The 23,158-nt window shown below is 46.2% G+C and carries 18 protein-coding genes; 7 read left to right on the forward strand and 11 right to left on the reverse strand.

Annotated elements, in window-relative coordinates; genetic code table 11:
• The first annotated feature begins 12 nt into the window (after positions 1 to 12).
• From FDZ78_RS13990 to FDZ78_RS14005, 4 genes are all read left to right on the forward strand, one after another.
• Complete coding sequence (locus FDZ78_RS13990) at positions 13 to 2,274, forward strand: BamA/TamA family outer membrane protein (protein ID WP_136408805.1); 2,262 nt, start codon at positions 13 to 15, stop codon at positions 2,272 to 2,274.
• A gap of 239 nt (positions 2,275 to 2,513) precedes the next feature.
• Entirely contained in the window at positions 2,514 to 3,014 is a 501-nt protein-coding gene (locus FDZ78_RS13995) for a thioredoxin-like domain-containing protein (protein ID WP_107031425.1), read from the forward strand.
• A gap of 59 nt (positions 3,015 to 3,073) precedes the next feature.
• Positions 3,074 to 3,484 (forward strand): hypothetical protein, encoded by a 411-nt coding sequence (locus FDZ78_RS14000; RefSeq protein ID WP_124075598.1) that lies wholly within the window; start codon positions 3,074 to 3,076, stop codon positions 3,482 to 3,484.
• Positions 3,481 to 5,547, forward strand: coding sequence for a DNA topoisomerase 3 (locus tag FDZ78_RS14005; RefSeq protein WP_107031423.1), 2,067 nt, complete (start codon positions 3,481 to 3,483; stop codon positions 5,545 to 5,547). Before FDZ78_RS14000 ends, FDZ78_RS14005 begins: the two co-directional genes overlap by 4 nt.
• 268 nt (positions 5,548 to 5,815) lie before the next feature.
• On the opposite strand, the gene FDZ78_RS14010 is transcribed toward FDZ78_RS14005, so the two are convergent.
• From FDZ78_RS14010 to FDZ78_RS14040, 7 genes are all read right to left on the reverse strand, one after another.
• A complete protein-coding gene (locus tag FDZ78_RS14010) occupies positions 5,816 to 7,264 on the reverse strand; it encodes a flippase (protein WP_124075599.1) in 1,449 nt (482 codons plus the stop codon).
• Between the two features lie 557 nt (positions 7,265 to 7,821).
• Entirely contained in the window at positions 7,822 to 9,237 is a 1,416-nt protein-coding gene (rlmD, locus tag FDZ78_RS14015; protein WP_107031421.1) for a 23S rRNA (uracil(1939)-C(5))-methyltransferase RlmD, read from the reverse strand.
• A gap of 177 nt (positions 9,238 to 9,414) precedes the next feature.
• The gene (locus FDZ78_RS14020) at positions 9,415 to 10,293 is read right to left on the reverse strand and encodes a CPBP family intramembrane glutamic endopeptidase (protein ID WP_136408806.1); all 879 of its coding nucleotides are present in this window, start codon (positions 10,291 to 10,293) and stop codon (positions 9,415 to 9,417) included.
• A gap of 19 nt (positions 10,294 to 10,312) precedes the next feature.
• A complete protein-coding gene (locus FDZ78_RS14025) occupies positions 10,313 to 11,026 on the reverse strand; it encodes a tRNA1(Val) (adenine(37)-N6)-methyltransferase (protein WP_136408807.1) in 714 nt (237 codons plus the stop codon).
• A gap of 8 nt (positions 11,027 to 11,034) precedes the next feature.
• A complete protein-coding gene (locus FDZ78_RS14030; protein WP_240740295.1) occupies positions 11,035 to 11,925 on the reverse strand; it encodes a PCMD domain-containing protein in 891 nt (296 codons plus the stop codon).
• Positions 11,926 to 12,055: 130 nt separating this feature from the next.
• Complete coding sequence (radA, locus tag FDZ78_RS14035) at positions 12,056 to 13,429, reverse strand: DNA repair protein RadA (protein WP_136408809.1); 1,374 nt, start codon at positions 13,427 to 13,429, stop codon at positions 12,056 to 12,058.
• 61 nt (positions 13,430 to 13,490) lie between these two features.
• A complete protein-coding gene (locus FDZ78_RS14040) occupies positions 13,491 to 14,255 on the reverse strand; it encodes an RNA methyltransferase (RefSeq protein WP_123399860.1) in 765 nt (254 codons plus the stop codon).
• 214 nt (positions 14,256 to 14,469) lie between these two features.
• On the opposite strand from FDZ78_RS14040, the gene FDZ78_RS14045 reads away from it, so the two are divergent.
• Together FDZ78_RS14045 and FDZ78_RS14050 are read left to right on the forward strand one after the other, a co-directional pair.
• The gene (locus FDZ78_RS14045) at positions 14,470 to 15,858 is read left to right on the forward strand and encodes an RNase adapter RapZ (RefSeq protein ID WP_124075602.1); all 1,389 of its coding nucleotides are present in this window, start codon (positions 14,470 to 14,472) and stop codon (positions 15,856 to 15,858) included.
• Positions 15,855 to 16,589: a nucleotidyltransferase family protein gene (locus FDZ78_RS14050; RefSeq protein WP_124075603.1), complete on the forward strand. Its 735-nt coding sequence runs from the start codon at positions 15,855 to 15,857 to the stop codon at positions 16,587 to 16,589. Before FDZ78_RS14045 ends, FDZ78_RS14050 begins: the two co-directional genes overlap by 4 nt.
• On the opposite strand, the gene menD is transcribed toward FDZ78_RS14050, so the two are convergent.
• On the reverse strand, positions 16,564 to 18,252 hold the full coding sequence (gene menD / locus FDZ78_RS14055; protein WP_124075604.1) for a 2-succinyl-5-enolpyruvyl-6-hydroxy-3-cyclohexene-1-carboxylic-acid synthase: 1,689 nt from the start codon (positions 18,250 to 18,252) through the stop codon (positions 16,564 to 16,566). The genes FDZ78_RS14050 and menD overlap by 26 nt on opposite strands.
• 115 nt (positions 18,253 to 18,367) lie before the next feature.
• Between menD and FDZ78_RS14060 the strand changes: the two genes are divergently transcribed.
• On the forward strand, positions 18,368 to 18,922 hold the full coding sequence (locus tag FDZ78_RS14060; RefSeq protein WP_124075605.1) for a DUF4924 family protein: 555 nt from the start codon (positions 18,368 to 18,370) through the stop codon (positions 18,920 to 18,922).
• A 24-nt stretch (positions 18,923 to 18,946) separates the two neighbouring features.
• Here FDZ78_RS14060 and lpdA read toward each other — a convergent pair whose 3' ends face one another.
• Genes lpdA through gcvPA form a run of 3 tightly spaced genes read right to left on the reverse strand, consistent with a single transcriptional unit; the run spans position 18,947 to position 23,158 of the window.
• Positions 18,947 to 20,275 carry a dihydrolipoyl dehydrogenase gene (gene lpdA, locus FDZ78_RS14065; RefSeq protein ID WP_124075606.1) on the reverse strand — a complete coding sequence of 443 codons (1,329 nt, stop codon included), beginning with the start codon at positions 20,273 to 20,275 and terminating at the stop codon, positions 18,947 to 18,949.
• 7 nt (positions 20,276 to 20,282) lie between these two features.
• Positions 20,283 to 21,761, reverse strand: coding sequence for an aminomethyl-transferring glycine dehydrogenase subunit GcvPB (gcvPB, locus tag FDZ78_RS14070; RefSeq protein ID WP_124075607.1), 1,479 nt, complete (start codon positions 21,759 to 21,761; stop codon positions 20,283 to 20,285).
• 17 nt (positions 21,762 to 21,778) lie between these two features.
• Positions 21,779 to 23,158 carry an aminomethyl-transferring glycine dehydrogenase subunit GcvPA gene (gene gcvPA, locus FDZ78_RS14075; RefSeq protein WP_124075608.1) on the reverse strand — a complete coding sequence of 460 codons (1,380 nt, stop codon included), beginning with the start codon at positions 23,156 to 23,158 and terminating at the stop codon, positions 21,779 to 21,781.

Consider the following 23,158-nt stretch of genomic DNA (forward strand, 5'->3'; position numbering starts at 1 on the left):
ATACTGATCTTAATGGCAATCGCATCCGTGCTTCTGTCAGGCTGCTCGACAACAAAGAGGCTTGGCAAGGATGATATACTCTACACCGGACTCAAGGGCGTAGAAATCAAGACTCCTGACAAACAGAAGTTTCCGGCTGATGTACGGTCTTCTCTAACAGAGGCTGTTTCTGTGAAACCGAACAACGCTCTTTTAGGATCAGCATCGGTCCGGTATCCGTTCCCTCTTGGCCTTTGGGTCTACAATAATTGGCCGAATCCTCCCCAAGGGCTTAAGCACTGGATTTATGAAAAACTTGCTTCAGAACCTGTCCTGGTGGCAGATGTGCGCCCTGAAGTCAGAGTGCATATGCTTGACCAGATCCTGGACAATAATGGCTATTTCTCCGGGACATCTTCTTATGAGCTTGTTCAGAAACGGAATAAGAAAAAGGCCTCGATACTTTACAAGATTGAGGCCGGCAGGCCATATATGATCGATTCCATAGTATTATTGCCTGATACTGTATTGTTGAATCATATTATTGATTCTGTGGCTCGAAAGTCGAAATATTTCCAGCTCGGTTCTCGCTATTCAACGGATTCTCTTGCAGCGTTGCGTGTAGACATAGCCAATGCTGTCCGCAACAGAGGCTATTATTTCTTTCGCCCGGACTATATACAGTATCTTGCGGACAGTACGATAAACAAAGGCAACATAGCGCTCAAACTTGACATTGCCGACAATCTTCCGCCGATGGCACTGAACCGTTACCGGACAGGAGATATCACCACCTATATATATAGGAATAGGGGAGGAGGGATACCTGATACTACAGAAACTGCCAAGGGAACTCTGATCCGCTATCTCCCGTCAAGGCTTCGAGACGGGCTGATTCCATCATGCATCGCATTCCGTGAAGGGCGCACATTCTCCGTAAGGCAGATGAATGCTACACAAACCCGACTGGCTCGGCTCGGCATATTCAACAATATCAACATAAATGTCATCCCGGATACACTTCGAAAGAATGACAATCTGCTCAATGTCGTAATTGAATGCACCTACGATAAGCCTCTCGAAGCCTCTGTAGAAGCAAATGTGTCTTCAAAATCGAATTCTTATCTTGGACCGGGTGTCACATTGGGTCTTACAAACCGCAATCTCTTCGGCGGCGGTGAATTGCTGACGGTTTCTTTGACCGGCGCATACGAGTGGCAGACAGGATCGGGCAGACACAATTCAGTGTTCAATTCCTATGAGATAGGCCTGAATGCCACGCTGGCGTTCCCGCGTTTGCTTGCGCCAAGATTCATTCCTCGATCACGCAGAGAGTTGAGCTGGACTAAAATATCATTAGGCGCAGATCTGCTTAACAGACCGCACTATTTCAAACTCAGCCAGTTCAATGCCGGCTTATCTTATGACTGGCAGTCGTCCAAGTATATCTCCAATACTTTCACGCTGTTTAAACTCACATATAATAAGTTGCAGCATACAACCCCGGTTTTTGATTCGATAATGAATGCCAATCCGGCGATTGCTTTGAGTTTCCAAAGTCAATACATACCACAGATGTCCTATAGCTTTGTGTATGACCGCACTATGCGCAAGAATACCATCAACGTGCAGTTTACGCTACAGGAGGCCGGAAATGTATTCTGGTCAATCTATGAGCTATGTGGCAAAAAGGGCGAGAAAACACTTTTCAGAACGCCATTCTCCCAATTTGTAAAAGGATATGCGCAGGTAGTATATGGAAGGCGTCTTGGCGGAAACCACTGGCTTGTCAGCCGTCTTGGCTCTGGAGCCGCATACGCCTACGGCAATTCATCTCAGGTGCCTTATAGCGAGCAATTCTACTGTGGTGGAGCCAATTCGGTACGGGCATTCACCGTCCGTTCGATTGGTCCCGGCTCATACCGTGCGCCTGCAGATCAGATCAACGGCTATTTTGACCAGACCGGTACGTTTACTTTCATCGCCAATACTGAATACCGTTTTCCCATACTTGGACCGCTTCATGGTGCGGTATTCCTTGATGCAGGCAATGTATGGACTCTCAAAAATGAGCCTTCCCGCCCCGGCGGACAATTGCGGGCCAAAACTTTTTTTAAAGATCTTGCATTGGGAACTGGTGTAGGTCTGCGCTTTGACATCTCGATGCTGGTTATCCGAGGTGATCTTGGAATTGGAATCCATGCCCCGTATGACACCGGCAAGAGGGGTTATTACAATATGGAGTCGTTTAAAAAGTCTCTGGCCTTCCATCTGGCCATAGGCTATCCGTTCTGAAAGGATATATATTAAGAGGTTGTTTAAAACCAATAGTTAAAATCTGAGTGGTGTATCTTTTAGATAAATTGATGCAAATGAAGGAGGAGCATAGCGAGCTATGTGACTGAGACGAAGAGTCATAGGCGCCCAAAACTTTCGTTCAGATTTTAACTATTGTTTTTAAACAACCTCTAAGTGGTAGAACTTTTAAGAGTTTGAATTGTCTTTATAGATAAGGACTTTTCAAACTCTTTTTTATGAAAAAGATTTTTAGCTACATAGCTTTCTTCGCAGCGATAGTTTTGCTGATATCCGCCTATTCCGAACGCGTGATGAAGGCGGAAAAAGGCTATACCGCCCCGGAAATAGAAATGCTTGTCAATGATTCCGTGGAAGTCTCACTGAGCCAATTGCGCGGAAAATATGTGCTGGTCAATTTCTGGGATAGCGAGAATGCAGTCTCTCGTATAGCAGCCGGCGAATATGACCGTTATTTCAGAAACAAGACATATACCGAACCTTTTACTATCCTTTCGGTCAATACCGATTCAGATCCGAAGTTTTTCAAAGAAGTCGTTAAGAAAGATAATCTGGAAGCCAGTACGCAGTTTCACATCACTGATGCAAAAATGAAAAACCTCGAAGCTGACTATCGGCTGAATCACGGATTTGCATCATATCTCATTAATCCTCAGGGTAAAATCATAGCTGTGAACCCATCGATCAGTTGTCTTCAGACTTATCTGACGGGCAGTTAATCAAACCTCAAAGGTTGTCAGAACAAATAATTCTCACTAAATTTGCACTACCATTCATCATGAAAAGATTTTTTATTTCTGCGGCAATAATGGCTGCCATCAGTTTTTGTTCAGAGGCAAAAATAGTCAAAGACTATGAGTCTGCGTCTGATAGCACATTGTCGTTCCAAGCGGACAGCATTGACTACCGCTCGGATCTCACACGTGTATATGGCAAGCTGATAGGACGTCCCCACACTTCAAACCGTATTGACGGAGTAAGTCTGACATGTCTCGGTTCCGCTGTGACTTCAACAGATATCGATGGAGTGGATTTCCAGCGCTATTTCCAATGGGAGGACAATGGGCAGATACCTGTGGAAATTGACTTCCCGGCACTCAAGAACACTTCTGAAATTCAGATTCTTTTCATGACAGTACATGGTCCGTCAACCACCACCGTCAAGAAGAAATCGTTGCACCGTAAATGATACTCTGCATAACTGAGAAACCAAGTGTAGCAAAAGATATCGCCGCAATACTCGGCGCCAATACCCGCAAGGAGGGTTATTACGAAGGAGGAAACTATAAAGTGACCTGGACTTTCGGCCATCTGTGTACCCTTAAAGAGCCGGGGGATTATGAAGAGAGATGGAAAAGATGGTCTCTTGGTATGTTGCCCATGATCCCGGCTCGGTTTGGGATCAAGGTTATCAATGATTCCGGTATAGAACGCCAGTTTCGTGTAATAGAAAATCTGATTGCCGAAGCTGACGAAGTGATCAACTGCGGTGATGCCGGGCAGGAAGGAGAGCTCATCCAGCGGTGGGTGATGCAGAAAGCATCGATCAAATGTCCGGTCAAGCGGCTTTGGATTTCATCACTTACCGATGATGCCATACGCGAAGGTTTTGCACATCTGAAACCGGAATCGGAATTCAATAATCTATATCATGCCGGCCTTTCACGCGCAATCGGAGACTGGCTGCTTGGTATGAACGGCACACGTTTGTATTCTTTGAAATATTCATCACCGGGCAATGTATTGTCAATCGGACGAGTACAGACACCTACACTGGCCCTGATTGTCCAGCGCCATTTCGAAATTCAGAATTTCAAACCGGAAGATTACTGGGAACTCAAAACTTTGTATCGCGGAGCTACGTTCAATGCCACAGCCGGACGTTTTCACTCTCCGGACGAAGCAACAGCAACATTGGATGAAATACGTCAGTCTCCGCTGGTAATCAATGACATACAGGAGAAAAAGGGTAGGGAAGCCCCTCCAAGACTTTTTGACCTGACATCGTTGCAGGTTGAGTGTAATAAAAAATGGGGATGGACGGCAGACGAGACTCTGCGACTGATACAGTCTCTATATGAAAAGAAAGTAACTACTTATCCGCGAGTAGACACCACATACCTTTCTGAAGACATATACCCGAAAGTTCCGGGTATTCTACGGAACATGACTCCTTATGCAGCATTGACTGAATCATTGCTCACATCAAAGCTGCCTAAGAGTAAAAAAGTCTTTGACAACTCAAAAGTTACGGATCACCATGCCATAATCCCCACAGGTCAGTCACCGGCAGTGCTGATCGGCAATGAGCGACAGCTTTATCATCTGATCGCATTGCGCTTTATCGCTGCATTCTATCCCGATTGTCGTTTTCTCAGTACAACTGTAAGCGCTACTGTTGGAAAGCATGGCTTCAAGGCTACCGGAAAAGTGATCGAAGATGCCGGATGGCGGAAACTGTATGATGACACTCCTGCAGAAGAATCTAAAGATGACACTTCTGATGATAGAATTTTACCTGAATTCAAAGTAGGGGAGAGCGGCCCTCATGAACCGGCATTGCAGCAGAAAACAACCCAACCTCCAAAATATTATACCGAAGGAACCCTTTTGCGGGCAATGGAGTCTGCCGGTAAAACGGTAGATGATGAAACATTACGTGAAGCCATGAAAGAAAATGGTATTGGACGTCCATCTACCCGTGCGGCAATAATTGAAACATTATTTAAGCGAAGATACATTTATAGGAACCGCAAGTCAATAATGGCCTCGCAAGCCGGGATTGAGCTAATTGAGACTATCAATGAGGAACTACTCAAAAGCGCCAAGCTTACCGGCCTGTGGGAAAATAAATTGCGACGCATTGAACGTGGCGAATATTCTGCCACTGAGTTTATCAATGAACTTAAAACGCTTATAAATCAGATTGTTATTAGTGTTCTAAGTGACAACACACGATCTAAAATTCAGATTGAGGTTGAAAGCAAAGGCAAGAACAAAGGAGGCGACTCAGAACCGGCAAAAAGCAAGGGAGGAGACAAGCCACGCAAACCTCGCACTCCCAGCGTCCGCAAATTTGAACAGATCGAATGTCCGCTTTGTGGCCAAGGTAATTTGATAAAAGGTAACACCGCTTTCGGATGTAGCCGTTATCGTGAAGGTTGTACCTTGCGGTTGAACTTTTCAGAATATCCTGAGACCCTGACTCCCGCAAAACTAAAGAAACTATTGGTTACAAATAAGAAAAAGTAAAATGGCAAAACAACAGTCGCTACCGGTCAATTTGAAAACAACGTAGCGGCTGTTGTTCTTATTAATCGTTGCAAAGGCAGAATGAAAAAGGAGAGGAGTAAAAACGGCTCAATTTAAGCATCCTGCTCAAGATCAAAAAAAACGCGTAAAACAATTTTACATAATAGTGATTATGGGCATATATTTATTTCTGATTCATTTCAAGACTCCAGACTTTTTCTTGATATGTGTGGAATTAAAGGTCTAACTATAAAAACTCTCGTTCATATCAATGACCTGAGATTTTGCTTTTGATTAAATCTATTATTTCAAAAAGCATCTGATCTTTAAGTATCCATAATGTCACACCATACACGGTGATTCCAACACTAAATCCTATAATCAATCGTCCGAGATCTGACATCGGGAATGTCTGGCTGAGATATATTGCAATGCCCATAACCGTGGTGGCTGTTATCACTTTCCATTTAATCAGCTCTGAGATTTTGAACGGATAATATAACCGTCCTAACACTATCTGAATAACCAGTATAGACAATTCAGCGGCAAATGTGGCGATTGCCGCACCTTTAGCCCCCAACGGCGGCATGAGTATGATATTGAGACAAATATTCATAATCGCCCCTCCACTGGCCCCAATAATCAGAAGTTTGACTTTATCCATCGGATAAAGTATCTGAATTCCCATCAGGTTGGTAAGGCTGATAAATACGATTATCGGTGCTGAGATATACAGCACGGGTATAGACTCTGAAAATTCGGGCCCGCAGAATATCATAGTTATTGGGCCGGCAAGCAGCATAAGCCCGACAGTAATCGGCAATGCGAGAGTCATTGTCAGATTGAGAGACTTGTTTATGACCGATGAAAAACTTTCCATATCACCGGATTTTATAAGGTGGGAGCAACGCGGCAATAGCACTGTACCCAATGATGTGATCAGAGTGAGACAGATATTGGATATTTTATTTCCGGCAGTAAAAAAGCCTACAGCTTCGTCTCCGCTAATGAATCCGAGCATGACTGAGTTCAGCAGTAAGTATAGGCTTGTGATCAGATATAAAGCAAAGATTTTTAGCGCCGGGCGAAGATGGCTGATAATCTGCAAATCTTTAAACTCGATGTCTTTGACTGATATATATTTTCTAAGATGAATAAAGTTTGCGATATAGTTGCCGACAGTTGTACCGACCATAACAAAACCGTAAGCTATCAGATCGGATGATGATCTGACAAAGGCAAACAGCGACAATGCCGCCAAGGTTCTGATAGCGATTGCACGTATGGTTATAAATTTAAAATCTTCAATGCCCTGATAGAACCATTCCGATCCGATGGAGGTGAAAAATATCGACAGACTGAGTATATAAAATAGCGTCTGGTTGCTATGAATCTGAGGTATGAATCTCGCCATTAAGAATACAGCCACATAAGCGCACATGCACAGCATAAGGCTCAACGACAGAATTTCAACCACAAATTTATCTCGTAAGGACTTATTGTCGCGGTGTTTTGCCACTTCCCTGACGGCATATGCCGGAATTCCGAGGGTTGAAAATAGAATTATATATAATATTATTGAGTTCAAAAAGTTAACAGTCCCTATCCCTTCCGGCAGCAGCACTCTTGCCGCATATGGAAAAGTAATGACAGGAAAAACAATTCCGGTAATAGTATTAAGGCCATTAAGGATTATATTTGTCTTGATTGAAGACATTGGTTCCGACAGAAAATTTTAAAATAATACAACCATATATCAACCACGACAAAGGTAGACAAATCGCTTCAATTATGCAAGAAATCCAAAATTCAAATCCTGTTAACACTATTTTTAGCAAATAAACATCATTTTCACGCATTCTAAGCCCGGTGTTGGTTAAATGCTATGCTCTTTTGTTAAGTTGCTTGTATATGAGCTATTATCATATTAAATTTGCATCGAAAACGAAAAATAACTCCTGAACGTTAACAGAATTAAGACTTCTCAAATACATATACATGAAACAACAACCAAACATGCATTTCTGCTGAGTCATTTGAAGACACAACCATTTCTTATCCTTTTCTGAATTTAAAATTACCGCTATTTCCCTTATTCCAAATCAATTGGCAGTTATCACCTCCTGATATACAATCCAGAATCGGGCATAACGTGAGCCCGATCAGATTTTCAGAAGATGAGTTTGAGAAAACGAATACCGATAATTAGAATTGATGATTATAATTTCGAGCGCTCCACTGCGTGATGCAGCGGGCGCTCTTTTACTGTATACGTCATTGATTCCTTAATGTAAGTGCGGCTACATTCTCCACATGCTGGGTGTGCGGGAACATGTCTACCGGCTGTACTGCCTCAATATCATACTTCTCATGGAGCAATGCCAGATCACGGGCTTGGGTAGCCGGATTGCAGCTGACATAGACTATCCGCTTTGGCTCGGCTTCCAAAATTACTTTGACCACATCATCGTGCATGCCGGCTCTTGGAGGATCGACAATCATCACATCAGGATGTCCGTGTTCAGCTATGAAGTCTGATGTCAATACATTTTTCATATCGCCGGCATAGAATTCCGTATTGTCCAACCCGTTGATGCCGGCATTTATTTTAGCATCGTCAATGGCCTCAGGGACATATTCGATACCGACTACATGCCTGGCATTGCGGGCAACAAAGCAGGCAATTGTACCGGTTCCGGTATAAAGGTCATAGACCAGCTCGTTTCCGGTCAGTTTGGCGAAATCACGGGCCACGCTGTAAAGCCTGTAGGCCTGCCGTGAATTTGTCTGATAGAATGACTTGGGGCCTACTCTGAATCTAAGACCCTCCATCTCCTCTTCAATATATTCCTTACCGCGATAAAGGTGAATGGCCTGATCTGAGATCGTGTCATTGACTTTTGTGTTGACGACATAGAGCAGCGATGTGATTTCCGGGAACTCAGCGGCTACAGCTGATAGCAATGTCCCGATTTTTTCTTCATCGTTTTCGCCGAATACCATTACAGCCATTACTTCTCCGGTAGATGCAATACGTATCATCAACGTACGTAACAGGCCATGCTGCTCCCTTAGGTCATAGAAGGAATAGTCATTGTCCATGCCAAATTTCTTGACAAAAAGTCTCAACCGGTTACCGAGATCATCCTGCAGATGACATTTGTTTATATCCAATACCTTGTCGAAGGCGCCTGATATATGGAATCCTGCTGCCCGGCGCTCCGGGAACTCCTCTCCTGAACGCAATTGATCGAATGTGAGCCACTTTTTGTTTGAGAATGTGTACTCCATTTTATTCCGGTATTCCCAGATTTCTTCTGATCCCAAAATAGGAGTCAGTTCCGGATATGGAATCTTGGCTATGCGCTGAAGAGCGTCCTCAACCTGCTTTTGCTTGCATTTGAGCTGGAATTCATATGGCAGATGCTGCCATCGGCACCCTCCGCATAGAGTGAAGTGTTCGCATTTTGCCTCGACTCGTATTGGAGAGGGCTGTGTCAGACGTTCGATATGTCCCTCCGCATAACTACGCTTTTTACGGTCAATCTTCACATCAGCGATATCTCCGGGAGCACCGAACGGTATGAACACAACCATTTCGTCAACCCGCGCGATGGAATTGCCTTCCGCCGCCACATCCAGTATTTCAACACCGCTTAAAAGCGGCAGATCTTTCTTCTTTCTTGCCATCTGTGTTTGTTTGAATTACTTAACTTACAAAAATTTTCGTCGGCAATTGGGAATAAGAGCCATTTACCGACGAGTGGAGTATTTCAGTAAGTTAGGTTAAGATAATTTCTACAATTATTTATTGTCAAAATTAATATTTATTTCGACATCAATCAATTCGATGAAGTTAATTTAGCACTATTTAACTCTCTGGATGACCGCAGACTTCTGCTCTCTATGCAAACGGAATATAATGAAGACGGTCAATATTGCCGAAGCCAATATGAGCATCGGCGAATCAAGCCCCCATTGATCAATCGAGCTGTCTCCCCCACCCTCTGAGATTTCACCGGACTTCCATGTGGAATAGACCACTATTGAGTTGTTAAAGGCATGTATTATAACCGGCAACCACAAAGACCGGCTCCACCACAACAGATAGCCGAAATAGGCTCCAAGCAATAGTCGCGGAACAAAACCGAAAAACTGCATATGGATGGCACTGAATATGATCGCTGTAATCCAGATCGACAGATGTATGTTAAGTCTTGATGACAAAAATAACTGTTGCAAAGTTCCTCTAAATAAAATTTCTTCGCTTAATCCTGCCAATATTCCGACTATAAGCAAGTCAATGATCAATGAACTTACAGAGCCATCACCCAGAAGCATTTTCACTGAGGCACGGGCTTCATTTTCGTGAAGCCGCATCCAACTCTCTAATCCGGAAAGACTTTCGGGTAACACAAGACTGTCATTCATCATAACGATCCAGTTCATCAGCGGAATTGAAACCAGCATAGCTGTCACGGCCAATATCAATAGCTTTATGGAAGGTGCTGACTCAATTTTCAGGAAATTTGCCGGCAACGAGGAAATCAATACTGCGGTCATCAAAGACGGGAGGATGAATATGATACAGTCCTGGATGACAGTGGCCAGTCTTAGAGCTTTTGTAGTAGGCCCGTTATGAACCACAAACCCAACTATCAGAGATCCAGCCAAGGCACAGGCCGCAAGCACGATGAAAAATAGCAGGAAACGTTCAGCCGGTTTGAACCGAAGTTGTGGCAGCATAATGTAAAACGATTTTAGTTTATTTATCAAGATAAAAAGGATATGTCAGAAGCTTATAAGCAGTTGAATATTCATTGTCCTCATTGCGGATATATAGATTTTCAGTAACACACCGTGTGTTCATATATCTTTCCGGCATGACCTGCCATAAGATTCGCAATGCCTTTTTGCCTCTTTTCGAAAACACTGACGTCATCCGTCGGGATGCAAGGCGATTACATGAAAGAAGCCATTCAATCTCATCTTTTCTGCCATAAGGCGAAATGAAAGCCATCGAGTCTCCAGGCATCACAAGATGCTGTGCTCCAAGGCTTAGCAGCGATTCTATCCCGAATTCTTCTCCATGCCTTGCAAGCGCTCTGATAGTATCAGGAGATCTCAATGGTTCATTGAAAAACGGGGGGTTCGACACAATCAGTAACGGTGACGAGGCTTTGTCAGGGAAAAAAGATGTTATGTCGTTTTGAAAAACTTCGATCCTATTTTTCCACTGTGAAGAATCCACGTTGGACTGGCAGCACTTAACAGCATCTCTGTCAATATCCACTCCATAGATTCTCGCTTGTGGAGCGCGCTGGGCCATCATCAGGGAGATCAGACCGGAGCCACATCCGGCGTCAACGATATTCATTGCGCCTTCGACATCAGCCCAGCTTCCAAGAAGCACTCCGTCAGTGCCGACTTTCATCGCACATTCAGAATCATCGATCGAAAATTCTTTAAACCGGAACATATCGATGCTCAATATCCAAAACCGACATTATCCACATATAATGTCAGCCCCTCAGTGCCGACATAGGGTTCTCCGCTACCGGCAGAAAACATGACTATGATATGTGTCGGGGTCGCATTGGCGGAATCCCATCCTTCTTCAGTGACCGGGACCATTTTCCCCTTTGAGTTACGGGCATAATAGCGGTCATCGCCGCTACGCAGTTGCAGATAATCAGGCACGGGACCTTTTGAACTTAAATCTCCATAGGTCAGCTGAAGACGATGCCCGTTTGTCCAGGAAGCAGTCTTTGAGAAATGTTCTCCTCCTGTTGCCACCCGTTTTGCATGGATATTGCCGTCTGAATCTTCCCAACGGCGCTGAAGAAACACAAATACCACGGCATTGTCATGTCCCGGAAGTTGCTTTTTTGAGCTGAATCCTGTAGACTTTACACGATAGTTGACATTCGGCATGTCTACTTTATAGTCAAAGACCAGTGATTTAGGCTGTTTGGAAAACGGTATGCCCATTTCCATTTTCGAATATGGATTTTTTGTTGATGTAACCGGTTCAAACATTTTACCAAGAAACATCGAGCCGGCAACCATAACATCCATGTTGATCAGACCGAGCACTTTCACTTTCTCGATCTGAGTGCAGAGTTTCGCGCATTTGTTTTTAGCCGAACGATCCGCAGGATAAACCGCATTAGAAGTTTTGACAACGCCTGACACTTTAGCATAGACATTGCTCGTGGCCCACGGCGAGCCGCCAAGATTTGAATAGGGTTTGTTGCCCTCGATTGTCTGTGTCGGGCCTATCTCATATATAGTCTTGTCATGTCCGCCTATCACAGCCGATTCGTGTATGTGGCGGGTAACCCAGTTGGAGAAATCTCCATATTTGATATGCTCCACCGTCTGGGCTGAAACAAATGAAGCACCGGCAACAGCGGATAAACTAAAAAATATACATCTTAAATTTGTCATTTTCATATGGATATAGTTGTAACGCTTTAATAGCATAACATGCTCTTTCTTGATTTGTTTATGCAAAGAGAGTTCTGAAAGCCTCCTCTACCTTTGCCACTTCAACAATCCTGATGCCAAGTCCTGAAGTGTCGATGCCTTTGAGATTATTGCGTGGAATTATAATCGTTTCCATCCCAAGTTTTTCAGCTTCGCGTATTCGCTGTTCGATGCGGCTGACCGGACGAACTTCTCCGGACAGCCCGACTTCGCCAGCCATACAGATACGGTTCGGGATGGTTATATCTACATTGGAAGAAAGAATCGCACAGATGACAGCGAGATCCAGCGATGGATCGTTGACTTTCAGACCACCTGCAATATTGAGAAAGACATCCTTTGCCGCAAGCTTGAACCCGACCCGTTTTTCAAGCACAGCCAAGAGCATATTCATGCGTTTGGAGTCGAAGCCTGTCACCGAGCGCTGCGGAGTGCCGTAGGCCGCAGTACTGACCAATGCCTGCACCTCGATAAGAAATGCTCTGACACCTTCCATCGTCACCCCGATAGATATTCCGGAGAGTTCCTCGTCATTCTGCGAAAGGAACATTTCCGAGGGGTTGGATACTTCTCTGAGTCCTCGCTGACACATCTCATAGACGCCTAACTCGGCTGTAGATCCGAAACGGTTTTTAATGGACCTCAGAATTCGGTATATATTCTGGCGGTCTCCTTCGAACTGTAGCACAGCATCGACAATGTGCTCAAGCACTTTCGGGCCTGCAATGCTGCCTTCCTTGGTTATATGCCCTATCAGCAATACCGGAACGGAAGTTTCTTTTGCGTATTTCAGCAGTTGGGCGGCACATTCCCTTACCTGAGAGACACTTCCGGCTACTGACTCTATAGCGTCAGAGGCTATTGTTTGTATCGAATCGACCACCACAAGTCCTGGATCAACATCTTCAATGTGATCCTTTATATTCTCAAGAGAAGTCTCACAGACTATATATACATTGTCATTCGGACGGCCTATACGGTCTGCCCGCATTTTTAACTGTTTTGCACTTTCCTCACCGGAAATATATAAGACTTTTCTGGAGCGTATCGAAAGTATGTTCTGAAGTACAAGCGTGGATTTCCCTATTCCCGGCTCTCCACCTATAAGCACGAGGCTTCCGGGCACCAGACCGCCGCCGAGAACACGGTTAAGCTCTCCACTCGGCATTTTGATGCGGGCCTCATCGCTGGTTTCTATCTCATGAATCAGCTGAGGCTTTGTTCTTGTCTGTTTCAGCCTGACAGGAGTGAGTGATCGCGATTTTTTGTCATCTGACACTATCCGCTCCTCTACCATAGTGTTCCATTCGCCGCAAGCCGGACATTTTCCCTGCCATTTTGACGATTCGGCGCCACAACTTGTGCAGAACCACGCTGTCTTATTACCTTTCATCAATTATAAACTATTGCTTAAGAGGCCAGTGACAAGCCCCTGATGTTTTAGTGTCAGATTTTCAAATTCCTCTAAACTTAGCCAGAGTGATGGCTGTGGCTATAGCCGCATTCAGAGATTCTCCTGTCGGCTCGCCTTCCGGATATGATGGTATCAACAGGCGGTCTGTAACAGATTTTTCCACCTCAGCCGAAATTCCGTTGCCTTCATTCCCTATGACAATGACTCCTGTATCTGTCAGCTTGGCATCGCTGATGCTGTCACCGTTCAGAAATGTGCCATATACACGCATAGCGCCACTTGCCACGATCATTTCAGTGAGATCGCCATAATGAAGTCTGACCCTTGATATCGACCCCATTGTAGCCTGTATCACTTTCGGACTGTAACAGTCAACAGTCCCTGTCCCGCATAATATGTCGCGTATGCCGAACCAGTCGGAAACACGTATGATAGTACCGAGATTTCCGGGATCCTGTATGCCGTCAAGAGCAAGGACAAGATTTTTCTGCGCGATTCCATTCCCCAGATGCGACTCTGGAATATCATAAACCGCAATTACCTCTGTCGGAGTGACAAGGCTTGACATTTTTGCAATTTCTGATCCGGCACATTCTACTATAACCGAACCAGAAAGCTCTCTGCAGTCACGCCTGTTTGCAGCCAGCCAGTCTTTGGTAGCAAACAGATGACGCACGTTAAAAAACGGAAGTGTGTCGAGTACGCATTTGGAACCTTCTGCTTTGAAGGCCTGCTCGCGCCGACGGTGTTTCCGCTCATCAAGTGATTTGATCTGACGGCTGAGATTATTTGTGAGAACTGACATATTGAATTATCAAAATATTTTCAAAGTTAGGTATTTTTATAAATATACGCAAAAGGGCAGCCGAATGAAAGAGCAAATTGGATATTTTGACTAATTTTGCAGCTGATAAGCCACTCATCGCAGTTGCTTAATATCGAATTTGGGAACGGTCTCCTATCCAGGAGTCAAAATCTCAGAAATTGTTTAGAAGTTGTTTAAAAACAAGAGTTAAAATATGCTCTCAACATTATATGCACAGACATTCGGTGTAGACCATTACAAAATCCGTCCTCTTACCAAAGCCGGCAGCAACCGCCAGTATTTCCGCATCTCCGGCCCACGTACTGTTGTTGGAGTCATTGGAACATCTGCCATTGAAAACAATGCGTTCATATATCTGTCCGCCCACTTCTCCACAAAAGGGCTGCCGGTACCAAAGGTCATTGCAGTGTCAGATGACAGACTGTGTTATATCCAGGAGGATCTTGGTGACAGTTCCCTATTTGAAATGCGCGAAGATATACCCTTATTAAAGCAAACAATTGCCATATTGCCGGATTTCCAATACAAAGGGGCTGAAGGAATGGATTTCAACAATTGTTATCCGGTAGCGGCATTTGACAGTCAGGCCATCCTGTGGGATCTGAACTACTTCAAATATTGTTTCCTGAACACAACCGGTGTGCCTTACGATGAAAGACGCCTTGAATCAGAGTTCAGACTGATGGCAACACGTCTGGCCCATTCAGGGAAGCCGACATTCATGTATCGCGACTTCCAAAGCCGCAACGTCATGATCAAAGACGGAGCTCCGTACTTCATCGACTTCCAGGGCGGCCGGAAAGGACCTGTAGAGTATGATCTTGTCTCTTTCATCTCTCAGGCCCGTGCGGCATTCACTCCCGAAGTCAAGGAAGAGCTGATTGAGACATACCTCCAATCCGCATCACGCTATGTGAGCGGAATTGACAGCGGACTTTTCCGGGAGCGTCTTCACGAATATGAACTGCTGCGCAACCTGCAGGTGCTTGGTGCTTACGGCTTTCGTGGAAAATTCGAACGCAAGCCTCATTTTCTGAAAAGCATCCCGCTTGCACTGGCCAATCTTCAGAATCTACTTGCAACAGGGAATGACTCCTATCCTTACCTGACTGAGATATTGGCCGCCATGCTTGAACAAGAGTCAATCGATTCGATTACGGAGGAGGTTCGTCCGAGCTTACTGACAGTCCATGTAAGCAGCTTTTCCTATAAAAAAGGCATCCCGAAAGATTATTCCGGCAACGGAGGTGGATTCGTGTTTGATTGCCGCGGCATGGAAAATCCGGGCAGATATGAGGAGTATAAGAGCAGAACGGGTCTTGAGAAACCGGTGATTGACTTTCTTGAATCAAAGGGTGAAATACAGACATTCATGGAAAACTGTTATGGCTTGGTGGATCCGTCAGTGGAATGTTACGACCGTCGCGGGTTCACCTCTCTGGCGGTAAATTTCGGCTGTACCGGCGGCCAGCACCGTAGTGTCTATGGAGCCCAGCATATGGCTGAACATATAAAGACAAAATTCCCGCATGTCAACGTCCGCCTCACACACCGTGAGCAAAATATAGATTGCACATTATGAAAGCCTTCATTTTTGCAGCCGGGCTTGGTACACGTCTTGGCACGATCACGCAGACAATGCCGAAAGCGCTTGTTGAGGTCGGAGGCGAGCCTATGCTGAAAAGAGTTATCCTGAAACTCAAGGACTCAGACATCAGACAGATCGTTGTCAACGTTCATCATTATGCCGACAAGATAATTGATTACCTTAAGAGCAATGACAATTTCGGACTTGACATATCCGTCAGCGACGAACGCGATGCTCTTCTTGATACCGGCGGAGGCTTGCTTAAAGCCAAGGGTCTGCTTGGAACAGATAGCCAGATACTGCTTCATAACGCCGATATACTGACTGATTTCAATCTTAAGGAAATGATAGCCCATCATCAGTCTTCTCAGGCAGATGTGACTTTGCTTGTGGCTGACAGACAGACATCCCGTTATCTGCTTTTCGATAATTCCATGCAGATGAAAGGATGGACAGACATCAGGTCCGGTGAAATCCGAAGTCCGTGGAATTCGGAAGAAATTGCCGGATGCCGGAATCTCGCCTTCGGTGGAGTCCATATTGTCAATCCTTCGGTATTCCCGTTTCTGGCAAAATTCAGTAATGACCCAAAATTCTCGATCACACCATTCTACACATCATTATGCAAAGATCTCAGGATTTGCGGCTTTATGCCCGATGAGTCCTATAATTGGATTGATATCGGAAAACCAGATGCGCTTAAGGCCGCTCAAAATATTGTTTGAGAACATTGGCGGAAAGTTCCGGCGGGGTATTGACTGCCAGAAGGGCCGGCTTCCTATTTTCCGCTACAAATGCAGCGAGCGCCTTCTCCAGTTCTGTTGACGAAGAGGCATCAAAAAAAGCAAAGCCATATCCAGCAGCAAGGTCTTTCAGCGGCAAGCGCGTTCCGACAGCCAGAAATTCTTCCATCTCCGGCAAATCTGAGGTTGAGGAAATGAACCGGAATATACCGCCGCCGCCATTGCACAATACAATCATCTTGAATTTCGGAGAGATCAAAAACGATGACAGAGCGGCGATATCGTATTGGAAACTCATATCACCGCTGATCAGCAGAGTCACCCCACGGTAGATCACTGAGGCTCCGAGCGCCGTGGATGTACATCCGTCTATCCCGCTCACCCCACGGTTGCATTCACTCCGATGCAGACGCGAACAATCCATCAGTTGTGCATAGCGGACCGCCGTGCCGTTTGAAAGATGAAGATTCCAATGACGAGGGATGTGGGATACTATATGCGAGAACGCCGATAGATCACACCAGGGGGCATTTCTTACATATTCATTGTGAGAAGCTGTTGCCTGTCTGTAGATTTCATGCCATTCGGAAGAATAGTCGCACGGAGTTTTGTAAATCTGCAATGCAGATGCTAATTGGCGCAGAAAAACGGCAGCTTCCATCTCTATGCGCAATGAAAGATGCTTGAAACAGTCAACGGTGACGTGTGACAGACCAACGTGCCAGTGTTCCACTCCTTTGTCCATTGAGCGGATCCACTCTTTGACATGTCGTGACACGAGTGCACCTCCAGCCGTTATCACCACGTCCGGCTGAAGTTTTTTCCAATCGTTAGCCGACAAAATTCTCAGCGTCATGTCTATCCTGGAGATGAACGATGGTGAATGGAGATTGGCTATCGACTCAGTCATCACAACAACATTCGGCAACGCGGAAAGTTTCATCAAAGCCCGGTTGAGGCGTTCGTCCGGTTGATGGAAACCGATAATGATCAACACTCTTTTCGGAGAGGCAAGCTTCTCCCCCAGCCTGCGTGCCTCCGGAGTCGCCAGTTCGAATGGCGGAGTAAGCTGACGGATCACACGGCTATCTCCAGCCTTGAATTCGGCCGTCCTGTTCAGTGGCGCATCAAGTCTGACATTAATATGCACCGGTCCTTTGCGCCCGCTGACTGCCTCGATCAGCGCATCATTGATCAGACGGTTACACACCCATTCGCCGTTCTCAAATTCAAGATGGGCGCCAAGATCGCAACTGCGTTTGACATAGGGAGCAAGAGCGTTTTGCTGCCACAAAGTCTGCGAATCATCCTGGTCAATCCATTCTTCCGGCCTGTCTGCTGAAATAACGATTAGCGGCACTCCTCTGTAGAAGGCTTCGGCCACCGCTGGTGCATAATTCAGCAAGGCTGTCCCGCTTGTACACACCAAGGCTACCGGACATCCGCTCTCGATTGCCATTCCCAAGGCTATGAACGCAGCCGAGCGCTCGTCAATGACTACGTGATGTCTCAACTCGTTTCTGCGGACAATGGCGACAATTAAAGGCGAATTACGGCTTCCGGGAGAAAGCACCACATCCTTAATGCCATGAGCCACAAAAAGATCCGCTAAGATATTACATGAGAGTTTGTCGGTAGTAATCATTGTCTGCCTGTCGGATTTGTAATTGTTCGAGGTGCAAATTTACAAAATATTATTTCCGGGGCATGACAAATTAGGCCGTAATGTGTTAATTTTGCAGACACAAATAATCATCAGTATGTATATCGCATCTCAGAAACATAAAGAAAACATAGCGGAATATCTGTTGTATATGTGGCAGATCGAAGATATTATCCGTGCCAATGGCCTTGACATTGAGAAGATCGAAAAAAATGTCATTGACAAGTTTCAGCTTGACCCGGCCCAAAAGAAAGAAATGATTGAATGGTATGAGTCGCTGATTGACATGATGCGCCGTGAGAATGTTGAGAAAAGCGGACATCTTCAGCTCAACAAGAATGTGATCATACAGCTGACCGACCTTCATCTCGCCCTTCTGAAAGATCCTCGTTTCCCGGAATATACGGCTGAATTCTACAAAACACTTCCATACATCGTTGAACTGAGAGCCAAATCCGGCGAAAAACCGACCGGAGAAATTGAGACTTGTTTCAATGCTCTTTACGGAATGCTTATGCTCAGGCTCCAAAGCAAAGAAGTGACTGCCGAGACCCGCCAGGCCATAACTCAGATAAGCCGTTTCCTTGCCCTCCTGTCAAAAGATTATCATCTTGACCGGGAGGATAAACTCTTCCCCCCGGATCAAGAGTGACAATTATTGATTAACCATAGATTTTTATTTTGGCACTGCGGCTTTGACCACTTCAGTCAGAGTCGGATGTGCATGCACGGCTGTAGAGATCGCCGAGGCTTTTAGTCCGGCAGTCATTGCAGTAGCGACTTCCTGCACCAGATCGGCGGCGTGCGCTCCACAGATATGACAGCCAAGAAGTTCGTCAGTTTCTGAGTCTGCAATTATTTTAACCAGTCCGTCCGGCTCACCCATAGCCAATGCCTTGCCGTTTGACCGGAACATTGCCTTGCCGATCTTAATCTGACGACCGGCGGCGGCACACTGTTCTTCAGTGAGTCCTACCATCGCACATTCAGGCCAGGTAAATACTGCCGCAGGTATTATATCGGTCAGTTTCGCCTTCCCCAAAGCGACAAGTCCGTGCATATATGCAGCATGGGCGAGCATGCAGCGGCCGTTGACATCACCGATGGCATAGAGTGTCACATTTTCAGGTGCCGATCCGTCAAACAACACTTTCATATTGTCATCAACAGCTATTGCGCCACGTTCGAATCTGACACCTATTCCATCAAGGCCTTCGGGCACAACAGGTCTACGGCCTACGGCCATCAATACCTGTTCAGCTTCAGCAGTCTTTGATTTGCCTTTGACTTCGTATTCCACTGTCAGGCCCGGATTGATAGCCGTAACCTGTGCGGAGGTCACAATCTCAATTCCTCTTCGCTTAAGAGATGTCCTTAGGCGTTTGGCTATCTCGACATCAAACGGAGGTAATATTTCCTTGCAATATTCCAGCACCGTCACTTTGACACCAAATGCTGAAAATATTGAAGCGAATTCCATCCCTATGACTCCTCCACCTATTATAATAAGGCTTGACGGGAGTGTCTGGATGGACAAAATTTCGTCACTTGACAAAGCGAGTTCTTTGCCTGGGATATCAAGCATTACCGGACGTGAACCGGTAGCTACAATAATCTCATGGGCGGTATAGCATTCTCCATTCACCTCTACAGTCGAGGCGCATATGAATTTCGCTTCTCCACGGATCACCGTTACATCATTAAGCACCATCCCTACACTTTCTCTGAGACCTGCAAGGATCTCGTCTTTGCGAGCCATGATGCGTGGCAGATCAATCACCGGCTCTCCGGCTGATATGCCGAATTCTGATGAATTGCCTACTGTCATGGCTACTTCGGCCGAACGACACAGGGCCTTCGTCGGGATACAACCGCGGTTAAGGCAAGTTCCTCCAAGCTCGTCTCGCTCAATCACTGCTACCCTACGGCCAAGGGCGGCTGCCTCGGCGGCTGCTTCATAGCCGCCGGGGCCTGCCCCTATTACGATCAAATCAAAATTTTCCATAGCGCAGTCAGAGTTCAGCATAAGTCACTACCGGATTCAGAGCCGCAGCCGTGTCATCCGGTTTGCGAATCGGGGTTTCCAACGGTGCCGCTTTAACCGTTTCAGGATCTTCTGCTGCTTCACGGGCTATCTCCCGCATCACACCGACAAATTCATCCAGCGTCTCTTTGCTTTCGGTCTCTGTCGGCTCGATCATAAGTGATTCATGGTAGAGCAGCGGGAAATAGATTGTCGGAGCATGGAAGCCATAATCGAGTAAGCGCTTGGCGACATTAAGAGTAGTCACTCCTGTCGATTTGTCGGCCAACCCGTCAAACACGAATTCGTGTTTGCAGACACGGTCGATCGGCAGCAGATACAGATCTCGCAGGCATTCCTTGACGTAGTTTGCATTGAGTGTCGCAAGCGGGCCTGCCATTTTCAGCCCATCGGCTCCCAGTGAAAGTATATATGCCAAAGCCCTGAGCTCTACAGCAAAATTGCCGAGCCAAGCCGAAATGCGGCCAAGCGCATGCGGACCCTTCTCTGTTCCGAAATCAAGTTCGAACAGCGCATCTCCTCCAGGCTGACGTCTGACCACACGCGGATTCGGGAGGAACTGTTCCAGGCCGGCTCTTACGCCGACAGGCCCTGCGCCTGGGCCACCGCCTCCGTGGGGAGTTGAGAATGTTTTGTGGAGATTTATGTGCATAACATCAAAGCCCATATCTCCTGGGCGGGCCACTCCAAGCAATGGGTTGAGGTTGGCTCCGTCATAATACAACAGAGCGCCACATTCATGCACAATCTTTGCAATCTCCGGAATATTATGTTCGAAAATGCCAACTGTATTCGGATTGGTCATCATAACAGCGGCCACAGTATCGTCAAGAAGAGCGTGCAGAGCATCGACATCAACCGTGCCGTCTGCAAGGCTTTTGACTTCTACAACTTTCAGGCCGGCTACAGCCGCTGATGCCGGATTGGTGCCATGAGCCGAATCAGGCACAATCACTTTAGTCCTTTTCAGATCTCCGCGGCTTTCATGATAGGCACGGATAACCATCAGGCCGGTGAGTTCACCGTGAGCGCCGGCATAGGGATTCAATGTAAATTCAGCCATGCCGCCAATTTCACTCAACATCTTCTGGAGTTCATAATAAGCTTCAAGCGCACCCTGAACGGTAGCCGACGGCTGGAAAGGATGAAGAGCACTGAATGCGGGCAGTGATGCCATCTCCTCATTGATCTTTGGATTATACTTCATAGTGCATGATCCAAGCGGATAAAAACCGGTGTCGACACCAAAGTTGTTGGTCGACATGTTGTTGTAATGTCTGACAACACTCGGTTCGTCTACTTCAGGAAGTTCAGGCGCGTTTTCTCTAAGAAGATTCGCCGGCAGAGAGGCTAAAGCATCGTCACATCCGTTTTTTGACAGATAATAGCCCTGACGTCCCGGACGAGAGAGCTCAAAAATAAGCTTGCCGTAATATTTTTTATTCATAGCAGTGGAACGTCATTTCAGTCATTTATATTCCTATTTTCAGCAAATGAAGGCAGAGTCGCTTTTGAGAACGTCTCGGCGCGCCAGATATAGCGGTCGATCTCTTCACGGGTACGTGTCTCAGTTACGCATACCAGAAGTTCATCATCAGCAAGCATCACGCCAGGCAGACAGCCACATGAAGTGCAAACCTCCATAAAATCAATCAATTTGACCTCCCCTTTGAATTTAACCGTAAATTCATTGAGGAACGGTTTGTCTGGATACTTCAGTTCAAACGCTCCGGTTTCAACAAGCTTCTTTGCAAGATAGTGAGCGCCTGCGGCTGAAATTTCATTTACCTCACGCAGCCCTTTAGCGCCCATCAGTGACAGGTAGACTGCGGCATAAAGAGCCATCAATCCCTGATTGGAGCAGATGTTGGAAGTTGCCTTATCGCGTCTGATATGCTGCTCGCGAGCCTGGAGTGTAAGCACAAATACCCGCCTTCCGTCGGCATCAGTCGTCGCTCCTACTATTCGACCCGGCAGTTTGCGGATGAGAGCTTTAGAACAACACATGTATCCTAAATACGGGCCTCCGAAATTCAACGGCATGCCTAATGACTGGGCCTCGCCGGCCGCAATGTCAGCACCCCATTCTCTGGGTGTACGGATCACGCCCAAGACAGAAGCCGGAGCAGTCATTATCAGAAGAGCCTTGGCTGCATGAACCTTATCGGCAAATCCGGTATAGTCTTCCAGAATACCATAGTAATTCGGTGTGGCTACGATCACTCCGGCTACATCTCCAGCATTCAGCATCTCCTCCATGACGGCAATATCAGTCACGCCATCTTTTTCCGGAATTGTATCGACAGTCACGCCATGATAATGCGCATAAGTATCGATCACCTCGCGATATATCGGGTTGACTGTAGCCGAAACAAGTACCCGGTTCCGTTTGCGGGCATGAGCCACCGCCATAAGCATAGCCTCGGCGACTGCAGTAGTGCCGTCATACATTGATGCGTTCGATACCTCCATGCCGGTCAGTTGGGTCATCATTGACTGATATTCGAAAATATATTGCAACGTGCCCTGTGAGATTTCCGGCTGATATGGAGTATAGGCAGTCAGGAATTCCGACCGAGAGAGGATCGATTGAATCACAGCGGGAGAATAGTGGTCGTAGAATCCGGCTCCTGCGAAGCAGGTCAAAGGCTGGTTTTTAATGGCCAGTCCTTCAAAAAAGTCACGCACCTCTTTTTCGCTCATCTGAGGTTTCAGATCATAACCACGCTTCAGCTTAAGCGAATCAGGCACATCGCTGTATAGATCTTCCAGACCCTCCATGCCGCAACGCTTGAGCATTTCGGCGATGTCAGCTGATGTATGTGGAAAATATCGGTGTCCCAT

Origin of the sequence: Duncaniella sp. B8, assembly GCF_005304985.1 — a bacterium.
In the GTDB taxonomy this organism is placed as follows: domain Bacteria; phylum Bacteroidota; class Bacteroidia; order Bacteroidales; family Muribaculaceae; genus Duncaniella; species Duncaniella muris.

What these genes read in the sequence shown, in the direction of transcription:
- gcvPA (WP_124075608.1), bottom strand. Translation starts at nt 23,158, where the DNA reads ATGGGACACCGATATTTTCCACATACATCAGCTGACATCGCCGAAATG.
- lpdA (WP_124075606.1), bottom strand. Translation starts at nt 20,275, where the DNA reads ATGGAAAATTTTGATTTGATCGTAATAGGGGCAGGCCCCGGCGGCTAT.
- FDZ78_RS14000 (WP_124075598.1), top strand. Translation starts at nt 3,074, where the DNA reads ATGAAAAGATTTTTTATTTCTGCGGCAATAATGGCTGCCATCAGTTTT.
- FDZ78_RS14050 (WP_124075603.1), top strand. Translation starts at nt 15,855, where the DNA reads ATGAAAGCCTTCATTTTTGCAGCCGGGCTTGGTACACGTCTTGGCACG.
- gcvPB (WP_124075607.1), bottom strand. Translation starts at nt 21,761, where the DNA reads ATGAATAAAAAATATTACGGCAAGCTTATTTTTGAGCTCTCTCGTCCG.
- FDZ78_RS13990 (WP_136408805.1), top strand. Translation starts at nt 13, where the DNA reads ATGGCAATCGCATCCGTGCTTCTGTCAGGCTGCTCGACAACAAAGAGG.
- FDZ78_RS14005 (WP_107031423.1), top strand. Translation starts at nt 3,481, where the DNA reads ATGATACTCTGCATAACTGAGAAACCAAGTGTAGCAAAAGATATCGCC.
- radA (WP_136408809.1), bottom strand. Translation starts at nt 13,429, where the DNA reads ATGAAAGGTAATAAGACAGCGTGGTTCTGCACAAGTTGTGGCGCCGAA.
- FDZ78_RS14025 (WP_136408807.1), bottom strand. Translation starts at nt 11,026, where the DNA reads ATGTTCCGGTTTAAAGAATTTTCGATCGATGATTCTGAATGTGCGATG.
- menD (WP_124075604.1), bottom strand. Translation starts at nt 18,252, where the DNA reads ATGATTACTACCGACAAACTCTCATGTAATATCTTAGCGGATCTTTTT.
- FDZ78_RS14060 (WP_124075605.1), top strand. Translation starts at nt 18,368, where the DNA reads ATGTATATCGCATCTCAGAAACATAAAGAAAACATAGCGGAATATCTG.
- FDZ78_RS14045 (WP_124075602.1), top strand. Translation starts at nt 14,470, where the DNA reads ATGCTCTCAACATTATATGCACAGACATTCGGTGTAGACCATTACAAA.
- FDZ78_RS13995 (WP_107031425.1), top strand. Translation starts at nt 2,514, where the DNA reads ATGAAAAAGATTTTTAGCTACATAGCTTTCTTCGCAGCGATAGTTTTG.
- FDZ78_RS14040 (WP_123399860.1), bottom strand. Translation starts at nt 14,255, where the DNA reads ATGTCAGTTCTCACAAATAATCTCAGCCGTCAGATCAAATCACTTGAT.
- rlmD (WP_107031421.1), bottom strand. Translation starts at nt 9,237, where the DNA reads ATGGCAAGAAAGAAGAAAGATCTGCCGCTTTTAAGCGGTGTTGAAATA.
- FDZ78_RS14020 (WP_136408806.1), bottom strand. Translation starts at nt 10,293, where the DNA reads ATGCTGCCACAACTTCGGTTCAAACCGGCTGAACGTTTCCTGCTATTT.
- FDZ78_RS14010 (WP_124075599.1), bottom strand. Translation starts at nt 7,264, where the DNA reads ATGTCTTCAATCAAGACAAATATAATCCTTAATGGCCTTAATACTATT.